Here is a 12,648-nt window from a genome sequence, read left to right as displayed (position 1 = left end):
TAGAAAATGTTCACAAAAACCTTGGTATTATAGGGTTTTCACAGAATTGTACTAATCAAGTTAACTATATAGGAGATGTTGATGGTACAATGAAAGACTTAGCAGAAGAGTACTTACTAGTATGTGAAGCAGATGGTTACACTGTCGAAACGATACGACAAAAAAGGGTACTTTTAAATCAATTTATTAGGTACTGTAACCAAAATGATGTAGAAGATGTTGAGGAAATTGCTTCTGCTTTTTTACGTAAATGGATACTTGATGAAAAGACTAGGTGCAAAGCTAACAGTATTAATTCAAAGATACAACATATTCGTCCTTTCTTTAATTGGCTTATAGAAGAAGAGATTATTGAAAAAAGTCCTTGGGCTAAAATTAAATTATTGAAATCTCCGCCACCTATTATTCCAGCTTATGATAAGGAAGATATTCACAAGATGTTGAATTATTGGAAAGGTAATAAATTTATGCCTGTGAGGAATAAGACAATGATTATTTGTTTAGCGGAAACAGGCGTTCGAAATTCTGAAATGAGAAATATCAAACTTACTGACATAAGTAATAACGCTATTAGAATAATGGGTAAGGGTAATAAAATTAGATATGTGCCATTAAGCAAGGTATTAAAGGTACAGTTAAATAAGTATTTGAGGATACGGAAGGAATACATGGAAGGGCATGAATCCGATCTATTATTTGTTAGCAGATACAGAAGGAATGTAACGAGGTTCGCATTGGTCAAGTTGATAAAAGAAATGGGGGAAGTATTGGATATTGATGTAGCAAAAACAATCCATAATTTCAGGAGATTCTACATCCAGAACATGATTGAGAAGATTGATATTTATACACTCTCAAAGACTGTCGGACACATGAAAATCTCGACTACTCAACGGTATTTAGAATCAATTGCTGATAAAAGAATATTGGAAAGGGCATCTAAACATAGTCCATTATCAACATGACACCTTATTAGGCTTTCATATCGTCAATCTGAGCAACTTTAATCAAAATAGGGTATTTATAACTGAAATGTATTTATACGACTGTAATCAATGAATAGAATACTTAGAAATAAAATTAAGACGGATTTAGTTATCCGTCTTTTTTGTGTCTGCATATTCAAATACATCTGAAACTAAATATTTTTTTTCTAACCCTTTTTCTTCTGAAATCCTGTTTAATGCTTCCAGTATCTTATTAAGTGTAACAAAGTTAATTTGTTTTGCTTTACCACTTACTATTTCATTAATGGTTAAAGGTCTTACTTTTGCTTCTACCGCTAAAGCATTTCTTGTTATTCCTAATTGTTCAATTGTTACGCTTAGATTAGCAACAAAATTATTATCAATCATTAATGTTGACTCCATATATAATCACCCCTTGAATACATTATAGAAAATTTAACGCAATAAGTAAAACTTTTTTGGTTAAGTGTGTTGACTATGGAATTAAATGGGTGTATATTTGACTCAACAGGTTAAACTAAATGAGTTAACCTAAATAAGTTAAAAAGGGAGAGGTTACATAATGATGAACGAAAACATGATCACTTTAAACATTAACAATTTAGAGGTATTCGGTTTTACAGGAATGAATAAACAGCAACTTGAAGCAGCCATTAAAACATCTATCCAATGTCAATTATCATTTACTACAGCAACAGGAGAGCAAATTGAATTAACATCTTATTTTGCACCAGAAGTCAATCAGTTAACAGTGGCAGATGAAGACGGAATTGAAATCGATGAGGAAACTTTAGCTTACTAATTAAATGAGGGGATTATTCCCCCTTTGGTAATCATTAGGGAGGATATTATAAATGTTTGATTTAAAACTGTACAGACAATTGATCATTAGAACAGAATTTATTATCCAACAAGATAAAAATCTAGATGAGCAATATGTCCAGTTCCTTCAAACAATTAAAGATAGTCCAGAGTTTGAAGAGTTTCAAGATGAAATAGAAGACGATATACATCAGTTTGGAGTTTGTGACGATGAAGTTAATTTCTATATGGAAACCTTGGGGAGTTTTATAAAGGTTAAACCAATACCATTCATTTAACAGGGGGAGATAATATGGAAACAATGATGAATGAGGCAATGGTTAATTTAGAAGAAGCTTATAAGGTTGGCATGGCAAAAAAGAAACCAAGTATTAAAAATTTCTTAAGGGAATGTGTGAAGGACAATAAAGAGGAAATCATTCGAGCATTAACAAACATGAAACAGTTTGATTCCATATTTATAATGGAAACATTCGCATTTCAAATTTTAGGTGGTATGTTCAGTGAGAAGGAAAAAGAGGAGTTAATTGATATTATCAAAAGTGGAAGCCTATTCAAGATTAAAGATCAACTTATAGATGCCTTTTACAATGATCAAGACATTAACAAACTACTAATTTAAATGGTTGGATGACAAAAAAAGACCCCTTATATGGAGTCCAAAAGTATATCTCAGGGGGTCAATTCATAGCTTTATTATATTAACCATTTAAAATGTTAAAAAGAGGAATTTGAACTAAAGATTTGCTAGTCTAAATTATCTAAAAATATATTGTAATACTGGTAAAAACTTGATATAATTAAAGGTAACTCTATATTTATAAAGAAACACAAATAAGCGTGCTCGATTATACAAGTTCGTAATTTCTTTTTGCCTATTTTTATTTTTTAGTTCTTTGATAAGTTTATAGTCTATCGTCCTATAAATCACATTATACGGACAGTTCAATGATAAGTCAATCCAATTTTTCATTTTTTTAAAATTGGAATGCAATATTAATTAACTTAACAATCATCAAATAAAACTAGGGTTTTAAAAGGGTACTGAAGGAGGTGATCAAAAATGAATAAATCGGATATCTTTTTCTGTTACAACAAACGACTGTTCACATTTATCAAGGATATTAAAGGAATTGACTTTTTGACTGTAGCAAAACATCCAGTGACCGATAAAACTTTTGCAATGTTCATTAAAAACGAAGAGTTGCAGAGTGCAATTGATGATTATAAACGATTATCAAATAATTAACCTGCAATTTCAATGATATTTTCACTTTACATAACAGCTAGAAACGTTGGTGTATAAGGCTCCGTGACATATTTAATGATATTTTCTGAAAAGGGTACATGTGCTTTGCAAAAACAGTGATATTTACATACTAAGGGGCAGTCTTATTCGTACAAAAACGATGATAAAAAGTACCGAAATGGGGATGTACTACACATAGAATTGAAAAGTGTCTTCAGCCTTAGAGAGACAAGGGGTTGAATAGTATTAAAGAAATATAGGCTGATGATATTTTCCTAAAAGGGTACGCTTTTTTAACTGATTTCTAATGATAAAAAATGCGATATGGGGATGTAGTTATTAAGTTAATAAATATAGAGTAATAAAGTTAATACTATTAGAAACGCAAAAGTGACTGCGTTCCTAAAATTTATAATTGTTTTGTTTATTGTAATTGTTTCTTATTCAAATATTAATCATGGAGGTAGTCTAATGAATTATTCAATTCAATCTATTCGTATTCCTTCACGTTGGTTTGATCAACCAGAACGTAAGATGAATACATTTCAAAAAATGGGTGGATATAAAGGGTTTTATCTATATCTACAATTATATAAATTTCGATTACATAATCAGGAAAATGAACATACTTTTTTAACTTCCATTTCCTTACTTAGAAAAGAAACAGGATATACAACTGAGGATGTGTTCGGGTTATTGAAAAAGTTAAAAGCAGCAAAGGTTATTTCTATAGCTGGTGCGTCTAGATCGGAATATTTGTTGGATGGAAAAGGAGAAATCAAAGAGGATAAAATTTTAAGTATAACTGTTTGCCCAGGAGAATCATTTCCAATATTTAATGAATTTGATAAAGCAGAAGATTTCTATATCTACATTTCTTTTAGATTGTTAAAAGGGTATGAGGACAAAAAGTTAGATGAGAAACATTTTGCTTTACATTGTTTAGTGCAGAGGCTCCAACATAATAAGAACAATGTTTGTTATATGGCAATTGAAACTATGTCCGAAATATTAGGAATCGATAAAGATACGATTAATAGGATGATTATTAACTTAAATAGGCATCAGTTAATGGTTTCTTGGAGGAAAAAGAATGAGCATAGACGTGGAGAAGGTAGTTATAGATATGAGCATATAACCTTCGAGGATAATGGCAAATATGCTAATAAAGATAAAGGATTATCACAATGGAATGGTTGGCTATTTCATTATAAAGATGATATGCAAATAATAACTAACCGAGCCAATAGAAAGGCTGAACGCAAAAGTAAACAAAGGAATAAGAATAGTCCTGAAAAGTTTAATGATGATTTAAGCAATTTACCTGATATTTGTTAATGATTACATAAGTTCTTTTTTTATACTTAAAAATCAACTAAAACACGAACATTTACATGCTACATACTCAATATTGTTAATAATTATATAATATTAATCCGAATTTAATCAAAGGAGAATGAGCTAAATGACAAATAATCAAACAATTAATAAAGGTGTTTATATCCCATCAATTGAAGCTTGTGATATTTGGGAACACATGAACAGGGATAAAAATTTGTATTCTGTTTATGTTGGATTCCTTCCATACTCATTGGAAATGATTCAGTTAGAAAAACAAGGACTTAATACTTTCACGTCAAATAGGAATCCTAACAAATTGTTATCTCGTGATGTGATTAATTTAAAATTTAATAACATTGTTAAGGATACAGATGGTTACGAAAAGATTTATACTGATCAATTAGAAAATGCAACTAAACAATTAAATGATATTAAACAGGAATATAAGGATAAGAAAGATAGTTTGTCTGATAAAGAAAAATTATCCCTAATTAAGCAGTTTAATCAAACTAGACACTATAAACGTAGTAGAAAACAACTCATTAAGAATCTACCTGATAATTGGTCAAAAGTAAGTAAGGAGAAGCTAAGACATAACTTATATGAGAATGGATTTACCATTATGCGAGTGGATAAGAACACTGATGAAATAATTAGAGATTCGTATAAGATGTATAAACGTAGCTCTAGCAAGTCCAGAAAGGGCGAATGTTTATTTGTGAAGGAATCTTTACAAGAAAAAATGATTGCATGGTCTAGAATGTTTTTACCATTCAAACTTGGTGAATCAGTCGATTTAGCAAGCCTAAGTGCATACCAAGCACTAGTTACTTCAAGTATTGAGAAAATCATAAAAATTGACCCTAATTCTATCCTTGTTGTTGATGAAGTTTTCTCACGATGGGAAGAACCGGAAGAAGTAAATGTAATTAAGACTATAAATGGTGAAGTAGACAGTGTTCCAATTAAAAATCATCCAATCGAAAATAGTATATTCGATGGTGAAGCATTACTCGATAGCGAATTTTATGATGATAATCAGTCTATGATGTTATTACGTAGCCATTTTACAAAAGCAGCAGCATTTTCAACAAACCTGCAATTATTCTTTGAAGATTATGCTAAGGAACATGGTAAGGATTATGAAACTTGGACTGTAACATCAATGTTTAATGAAGAGATGCCTGTAAAGTCCATAAAGATGATATTGAACCCAACTTGCATTAAATTCCTTAAATTCAGTTACTTATTTAAACTTGATGGTGAGAATGAAAAGGATCATGGACATTTGTGGCAGTCTAGAATGTGGGGACATTGGAAAAAGGTCGTATCAGATGGGGGAAATATTTGGGGAGTTTGTAAACATGATAAAACTAATCGTAAAGGTGAAATAGATGGATTACCGTTACAAAGTTTATCATACCAAATGGTGAACAGTTTAGAGGCTTCGCCAGCCGATATAAAAGAATTATCAAAGTTTGAGGTTAATTATATTGAAGGTTTGAAGGATGACCCGGAAAAGTTCATGAAACACGTTAAATTGAATTTAGATTATGGGGATACTAATGACGAGGGAGAAATCGAGGATAATAAACTTAATTTCTATTCATCTGATAAAATGTTTATTGATTTGTATCAACAAGATAAAGAAATTATACATACCCGTGCATTCAAAAAGTTTAGAGCCGATACAATATATAATCATGTTAAATATATTAAAAGAGGACATATTCGCCTGATTGGAGACTATGCTACCTTATTTTCATCACCGCTTAACTATCTTTACCATGCGGTAGGTGAGACAATTACAGAACCTATTGGGTTAGTTGGTAATCAAGTGTATACAACAATGTTTGGTGATGATGCCTTTGGTGAAGAACTTACCATTTTTAGAAACCCTCATACATCTGCATCAAATATTATGATTGGTAAATGTATTTTCAACAAGGATATAGAGAAATATTTCAATTTATCACCTAATATTATTGCAGTCAATTCGTGCAAAGAGAACATTATGAACCGATTATCAGGGTGTGATTGGGATAGTGATGTTGCAGCAATTTTCTTTAGTCAAAGTTTAACGAAACTAGCTAATAAAAGTTACGGAAAATACAATGTGTGTGTAAATGAATTAGAAGCTGATAAAACACCATATACATTGGCAGATAATCAAATGGCTGCATTAGATCACATATTAAGCAAAGCAGTCACTGAAATAGGTAGTATTGTTAATGAGGGGCAACTTTGTAATGCTCTATATTGGGATTACTTCAAAAATGGTGAAGTAAATAAAGATATATACAAGCAAACTGATATTTTGACTATTTTGAGTATGTGTTCCATTGATAACGCTAAGCGTAAATACAAAATTAAAATTGGCAGTGAGTTAAGAAATATACAGAAATTTGTTAGAAATATCATTGAAGAAAAATTCGATGGAAAGAAACCTAACTTCTTCAAGTATATTGATAAGAAAGAAGGGGTAGAGTTTACACACTACAATACACCTATGGATTATTTGTGTGACATTTTAAGTAATCTAGAGGACGCAGAAGGTGTAGATACTTGGAACTTTAATTATTTCTTGCGTAAGGTTAATATTGATAAAGCTAATCGTAAACAAAGGGGAAAGATTAAAGTGTTAGTAGATGATTTGAATGCTGAATTAAAGTCAATACATTCTAAAAAGTTAAATAAGAATGAGAAGAATAGACGATTATCAGACACTAAAAGTTTTTACCTCAAGAAGATCAGCAAGTTAAAGATTAAGTCAGATACAATGTATAGCATATTGAAGGATATTGATGATAAGAAGTATAATTCGTTTAGATTAAACTTGTTGAATTGTCTATATCAAGCCCACAAAGAAACATTCCTAAATTGTTTCAAAAAAAGTCACGGTTGATATTTTAGCATAATGCTAGAGTCCTTGATGCACAAGGGTTCTAGCGTTTTTTATTAGGTGGATACCTATCTACTAAGGGAAGAGGGGGGGCTGGAACACGAAGCTAGCAATTGTCGTGGCACTGAATGCATTAGGCAAAGTAAGTGACTTTTCCCTTTCCTAACATATTATCAAATGGGTAGATGGCTTTTGAGGGGAAGTTATCTGTCTTTTTTTTGTTTTATTTTTTATTTTAAAAACACCAATACTTATGGCTTAATATACCTTATGTGTCAATTATAAACCCTAAAATAAGAGAATGCAAGTATTTTTTAATGAAATTTTGAAAGGGGAAGAGAGTTGGAAAAGAACAAAGACAAGATTGAATTAAAGGAACCAAGGAAGAAGTATATTAAGTGGAATGTTGATCAATATGGTGTAGTTTCATGTGTTCAATGGGTTATACATAAGAGTTAAATTTGTATAGGTCAACTGACTTATTCAATTGATCTATAGAGGTTTAACAGTGAGGATAGAGTTGGTGAGAGGCAGCTCAATACAATTGAATATTTAGCAGGGACAGCATTATCATCCGCTCATTTATTTAAGGATTCTGTATTTTTACAGAGTCCTCTTTTATTTTTAAGGGGGATGTTTTGTAATGGAAAATAAGTTAACATTTGAAGAATTAAAAAGTGAAATGACACCAGTACCGGGATTCAGTAATTACTTATGTCACACACCATCAGGAAGAGTATGGAGCAAAATTAGAAATAAATGGTTAATTGAAAGTGATTTTTGTAAAGGAACTGGTGATAATGGACAGTACTTAATGACCAGACTTAAGTGCGATGAAACAGGGGAACTAATACCGATGTATAAACATGAAATTGTCTTAAGTTCTGCATATGGTACTAAAAAAGAGTTTTGGTTATCTCAAGGATTACAAATTGACCATATTGATCAGAATCCACGTAACAATAAAATTGAGAATCTGAGATTGATTACTGATAAGGGTAACAAAGGTAATTCAAGGGATAGATACTGGAATAAGGTTAGATTATCTAACGAGGCAGCAAATCAAATTAGAGAAGAGTTTACAACATGGTCTGGAAGTAAGGTTGAATGGTACAAAATGAAGGGGAAAGAACTTGGAGTTACAGCTAGATCAATTCAGAATATTATTTTAGGCAATACTTATAAGGTTATTGAAGATTAATACATAACGTACATAAATTTGGCAGGAATATCCCTTTTATTGGCGAACAAGTCAGTAGGAGGGATGTTAATGTCGTTTGAAACTGATATTTTTGAAAGAATAAAAGATATGGATGAAATGGAATCTAAAAAGACATTAGCTTTAATATTTACTAAGTACATGAAGATTAATAAGAATGGATATACCAAGGAAGATTGTTTTAAAGATGTGGAAGAGATATATCGTGCATTTGTTGTAGATGGAATGTTTAAGTGATGCAGGAATTCCTTCTTTTTGCCTAGAAGTTTATATAGGTGGAAAGGAGGGATGATTTATGACAGAATATCAAATTCATTTAGTCTTAAAAAGTGGTAAACAATATTCTTACCTAACGCATTTAAAAGATGTTGAAGCATATAAAAATGAAATTCAGGATATCCAATCCAGTAAATGGTTTTCATTTGTAAGTGATGATTTTATTAAATATTCTGTAGATAAGCATGAAATAGTTTGTATCGGGATTTCAATGAGCAAAGATGAAATAATTGAACAAAACAAAAGAAATGCTGAAAATGAGAATGTAACACAAAAAAGGAAAATAGTTCAGAACAAAGCAGCAAAAACCTTTACACATTGGGAATAATCTTTTCTAGGAACGTTTGTTTGTTGTAAGATTGTCCTTGGGAGGTGAGATTATGGATTGGAATAGTTTAAGACCTCAGCTTCCTGATGTATCTGCATTACAAAATGTTAAATTTACACGTTATGACGATGCTGAAGTAATTGCTGAGGATATTGTAAAAGCAGTGAATGAATACAATTTAAATTTAGATGAAGACCATGAAGTCGGAGTTATGTTAGCCTCATTTGGTCAGACTGTGACAATTAATATAACAGCGATAGGTCATAAGGGTGCTAAATTATTGAAACTTATAGGAAATATAACTGAATCTGGTGCTCCAGTTGAGTTATATCAACATGTAAATCAATTAAGCTTTTTATTAGTTTCCTTACCAAGAGAAAGTAAAGAAGAACCTAAGAAGCAAATTGGTTTTATCAATGAATAATTTATTATCTATAATAGGGCAGTCCTTACGAGGATTGCCTTTTTATTTTGTCTTGAATGGAGGGATAAATTGTTAACCTTAATTTTTGGACTTGTATTATTAATAATTGGCTTAAGTATTATAGCTGCAGTTTTAGATAAGATGCAACATCAATTTAATAAACAGTTTGATCAAGTTAAGAAGGAAAATAGGGAGTTACAAAGACGGGTGTCTTATTTAGAATTTAGGAATAGATGAAACTTAAAGGAATATCCTAACGTATATAGAATAAATAGGCAGTACATTTATTCTAAGGGAGTGGGTTATTTTTGTTATATCTATTGGCTATTGTGTTACCACCTGTTGCTGTGTTGCTTGTAGGTAAACCGTTTCAAGCATTTATTAATTTAGTGCTATGTTTATTCTTTTATGTGCCAGGGATTATTCATGCATTGTTTGTTGTCAACGAAAAGAAAGCAGATAGGCGAATGAAGAAACAGGCAGAGCTTATAGCTAAAGCAAATAGGAATAATTAAGGCATCAGTTTAATACTGGTGTCTTTTTATTTTGGATTGAATGGTTCGGTGATAAGTAATGACTAGCTTTTATAAATCAACTAAGTGGATAAAGAAGAGGGCTAATGTGTTAAGGCGAGATGAGTATCTATGTCGTGAGTGTAAGCGATATGGTAAGTCTACTACTGCGACAACATGTCATCATATCTTTCCATTAGAACATTATCCTGAGTATGGTATGAGGAGTTCGAACTTATATAGTTGTTGCAACAATTGTCACAATTCATTTCATGATAGGGACTCACATGAATTAACTAATGCAGGTATGAAACTATTGGAGAGAATGAGGAAACACATAGAAGAATAAATTTTATTTCAAAAATATTTTATTTCAAAATTATTTTTTACTTTTTTCAAATCCCCCCAAAAATTTTAAAAAAAATTTCAAAGGAATAAAGACCGATGGGCAAAACTCTTTCCCTCTCCACTATTTTCAGAAAACTTTTTTAGAAAGGAGCGAATGGTTATGGCAAAACCAACAACAAGTAAGTCCGCACTAAAGAAAAATACGATTCGAGATATGAAAAATCTTGGTGTATACAAGGAAGAATATGATCCATTAATTGATGTATACGCTGATTTATTATCTCAATATATTCGAGCGAATAAAGAATTTGAACAAAGTGGTTATCAATATGAAACAGAAACTGCTGCTGGTGGTACAAAAAAGTCTGCTATTGTAGCAACATTAGAATCATTAAGAAAAGATTTACTTGCATACTCCGACAGGTTGTGTTTAAATCCAAAATCCATTCAATCAGTTACAACTGAAGCTCCTAAACAATCAAAGTTGGCTCAGTTATTAAGTGGTAACTAAAAAGTTTTCTAACGAACCTGTTGTTATGGAGTATGCACAGTCTATCGTTAGTGGAGTAAAGGTTGCAGGTAAGGAAATTATTCAAATGTGTCAGCGTTTCTTAGATGACCTAAATAATACAGAGTATGACTTTTTACCAAAAGATGCAGAGTTTGTTATACAAGTAATTGAAACAACTTTTGTACATGACAAGGGAGAGAGATTAGATGGTTCACCTTTAAAGGGTGAGCCTTTTATTTTGGAACCGTGGCAAAAGTTTATTATTTATAACCTGTTGGCTTTTTATCTAAAGAAATCAAATGGAAAAATTCGAAGATTTAAAGAAGCGTTCATTTTCCTGCCAAGAAAAAATGGTAAGAGCCGTTTTGTTGCTGCTCTCTCATGGGGATTAGCGTTATTAGAAAGAAAAAGTGGTTCGAGCATTTATATTGTAGGTGCGGCACTTGAACAGTCCATGCAGTCATTCAACTTTATTAATTTTAATTTGAAACAAATGGGTGAAGAAAATAATTTCCGTGTTCGTGACAACAATCAGGAACATTCAATCAGTGGTGACTTTGGTAATAATGGTTCAATTTATATTAAAGCATTAGCAGCTAATCCAGATGCTCAGGACTCGCTATTGTGTAATATCGGAATTGCAGATGAACTCCATGCCTACCGTTCACCAAAGCAATATAACATCATCAAGGAGGCTATGAAAGCATACACCAACAAATTAATGGTCGGAATTACCACTGCTGGTGATAGCCAAACAAGTTTCTGTTATAACCGTTTGAAATATTGTCAGAAGATATTAGATAAAACAGTCACAGATGAAAAATATTTTGTGTTTATAGCTAAAGCCGATGAAAATGAGCTGGGTGAGGTCGATTATACTGATCCAATTCAACATGAAAAAGCTAATCCTAATTATGGAGTAACTATTCGTCCAGACGATATATTAAATGATGCTTTACAAGCACAGAATGACCCACAGCAACGTAAAGACTTTTTTAGTAAGTCACTGAATATATACACATCTGCAATGAAAGCTTACTTCAACGTTGATGAATTCAAAAATTCCAATGCTCAATATAGTTGGACGTTAGAAGAATTAGCTAAACTTCCAATCACTTGGTATGGGGGGTTCGATGGCTCGAAGCTACATGATCTTAGTGCGACATCTCTATATGGACGATACACAATGAAAAATGGTAAAGAAGTTGATATTGCTATTAGTCATGCATTCTTCCCAATTGTAAGAGCGACACAGAAAGCAGAGGAAGACAATATACCTCTATTTGGTTGGAAAGATGATGGAGTACTTACAATGAGTAATACAGTTACCGTTCATTATGATGATATTGTTAACTGGTTTATTGGAATGAAGAAAAAAGGATTCAAAATTAAGATGGTTGGATTTGATAAGAAGTTTGGTCGAGAGTTTTTCTTAAAGATGAAACAATCAGGTTTTAGAATCGTTGACCAACCACAGTATTTCTATCGTAAATCAGAAGGCTTTAGACGTATTGAAGTGAAGGCAAAAAACCAAGAACTGTATTATTTAGGGAATCAAGCATTTGAATATTGTGTTCAGAATGTAAAAGCTATTGAAAAGACAGACGATATGATTCAATACGAAAAAGTGATGGCTAACCAACGCATTGATTTGTTCGATGCTTCAGTTTTTGCATGTTGTCAGATGCTTGAAGATATGGCAACTGCTCAAAGTGTTAGTAAATGGTTAAATAGTTGAGTTGGATGGA

At 31.7% G+C, this 12,648-nt stretch carries 17 protein-coding genes; 16 read left to right on the top strand and 1 reads right to left on the bottom strand.

Going from position 1 to position 12,648, the window contains the following annotated elements; all coding sequences use genetic code 11:
• Positions 1-89: 89 nt before the first annotated feature.
• A complete protein-coding gene (locus J7E81_RS15590) occupies positions 90-965 on the top strand; it encodes a tyrosine-type recombinase/integrase (RefSeq protein WP_215043585.1) in 876 nt (291 codons plus the stop codon).
• Positions 966-1,091: 126 nt separating this feature from the next.
• Here J7E81_RS15590 and J7E81_RS15585 read toward each other — a convergent pair whose 3' ends face one another.
• A complete protein-coding gene (locus tag J7E81_RS15585) occupies positions 1,092-1,370 on the bottom strand; it encodes a helix-turn-helix domain-containing protein (protein WP_251028661.1) in 279 nt (92 codons plus the stop codon).
• A gap of 160 nt (positions 1,371-1,530) precedes the next feature.
• Here J7E81_RS15585 and J7E81_RS15580 point away from each other — a divergent pair, with 160 nt between their 5' ends.
• The 15 genes from J7E81_RS15580 to J7E81_RS15510 all read left to right on the top strand — a co-directional run bounded on the left by J7E81_RS15580 (position 1,531) and on the right by J7E81_RS15510 (position 12,638).
• Positions 1,531-1,770, top strand: a complete 240-nt coding sequence (locus J7E81_RS15580; RefSeq protein WP_215043583.1) for a hypothetical protein — start codon at positions 1,531-1,533, stop codon at positions 1,768-1,770.
• A gap of 52 nt (positions 1,771-1,822) precedes the next feature.
• Complete coding sequence (locus J7E81_RS15575; RefSeq protein ID WP_215043581.1) at positions 1,823-2,068, top strand: hypothetical protein; 246 nt, start codon at positions 1,823-1,825, stop codon at positions 2,066-2,068.
• 14 nt (positions 2,069-2,082) lie between these two features.
• Positions 2,083-2,412, top strand: a complete 330-nt coding sequence (locus J7E81_RS15570; RefSeq protein WP_215043579.1) for a hypothetical protein — start codon at positions 2,083-2,085, stop codon at positions 2,410-2,412.
• A 441-nt stretch (positions 2,413-2,853) separates the two neighbouring features.
• Positions 2,854-3,039 carry a hypothetical protein gene (locus J7E81_RS15565; RefSeq protein WP_215043577.1) on the top strand — a complete coding sequence of 62 codons (186 nt, stop codon included), beginning with the start codon at positions 2,854-2,856 and terminating at the stop codon, positions 3,037-3,039.
• A gap of 471 nt (positions 3,040-3,510) precedes the next feature.
• Complete coding sequence (locus tag J7E81_RS15560) at positions 3,511-4,377, top strand: hypothetical protein (RefSeq protein ID WP_215043575.1); 867 nt, start codon at positions 3,511-3,513, stop codon at positions 4,375-4,377.
• A 127-nt stretch (positions 4,378-4,504) separates the two neighbouring features.
• Entirely contained in the window at positions 4,505-7,285 is a 2,781-nt protein-coding gene (locus J7E81_RS15555; RefSeq protein WP_215043573.1) for a hypothetical protein, read from the top strand.
• Positions 7,286-7,925: 640 nt separating this feature from the next.
• On the top strand, positions 7,926-8,483 hold the full coding sequence (locus tag J7E81_RS15550) for an HNH endonuclease (RefSeq protein WP_215043571.1): 558 nt from the start codon (positions 7,926-7,928) through the stop codon (positions 8,481-8,483).
• Between the two features lie 69 nt (positions 8,484-8,552).
• Positions 8,553-8,738 (top strand): hypothetical protein, encoded by a 186-nt coding sequence (locus J7E81_RS15545; protein WP_215043569.1) that lies wholly within the window; start codon positions 8,553-8,555, stop codon positions 8,736-8,738.
• Between the two features lie 58 nt (positions 8,739-8,796).
• On the top strand, positions 8,797-9,105 hold the full coding sequence (locus J7E81_RS15540; protein WP_215043567.1) for a hypothetical protein: 309 nt from the start codon (positions 8,797-8,799) through the stop codon (positions 9,103-9,105).
• A 52-nt stretch (positions 9,106-9,157) separates the two neighbouring features.
• Entirely contained in the window at positions 9,158-9,529 is a 372-nt protein-coding gene (locus tag J7E81_RS15535; RefSeq protein ID WP_215043565.1) for a DUF6173 family protein, read from the top strand.
• Positions 9,530-9,598: 69 nt separating this feature from the next.
• The gene (locus J7E81_RS15530) at positions 9,599-9,766 is read left to right on the top strand and encodes a hypothetical protein (RefSeq protein WP_215043563.1); all 168 of its coding nucleotides are present in this window, start codon (positions 9,599-9,601) and stop codon (positions 9,764-9,766) included.
• A gap of 71 nt (positions 9,767-9,837) precedes the next feature.
• The gene (locus J7E81_RS15525; protein WP_215043561.1) at positions 9,838-10,044 is read left to right on the top strand and encodes a YqaE/Pmp3 family membrane protein; all 207 of its coding nucleotides are present in this window, start codon (positions 9,838-9,840) and stop codon (positions 10,042-10,044) included.
• A 58-nt stretch (positions 10,045-10,102) separates the two neighbouring features.
• The gene (locus J7E81_RS15520; protein ID WP_215043559.1) at positions 10,103-10,390 is read left to right on the top strand and encodes an HNH endonuclease; all 288 of its coding nucleotides are present in this window, start codon (positions 10,103-10,105) and stop codon (positions 10,388-10,390) included.
• Positions 10,391-10,549: 159 nt separating this feature from the next.
• Positions 10,550-10,900: a P27 family phage terminase small subunit gene (locus tag J7E81_RS15515; protein ID WP_215043557.1), complete on the top strand. Its 351-nt coding sequence runs from the start codon at positions 10,550-10,552 to the stop codon at positions 10,898-10,900.
• 25 nt (positions 10,901-10,925) lie between these two features.
• The gene (locus J7E81_RS15510; protein ID WP_215044388.1) at positions 10,926-12,638 is read left to right on the top strand and encodes a terminase large subunit; all 1,713 of its coding nucleotides are present in this window, start codon (positions 10,926-10,928) and stop codon (positions 12,636-12,638) included.
• The last annotated feature ends 10 nt before the right edge of the window (positions 12,639-12,648 follow it).

Source organism: Bacillus sp. ISL-18, from assembly GCF_018613415.1.
Taxonomy (GTDB): domain Bacteria; phylum Bacillota; class Bacilli; order Bacillales; family Cytobacillaceae; genus Neobacillus.
Note: the sequence above shows the minus strand (reverse complement) of the source record. Positions and strands in the feature narration are given on the sequence as shown.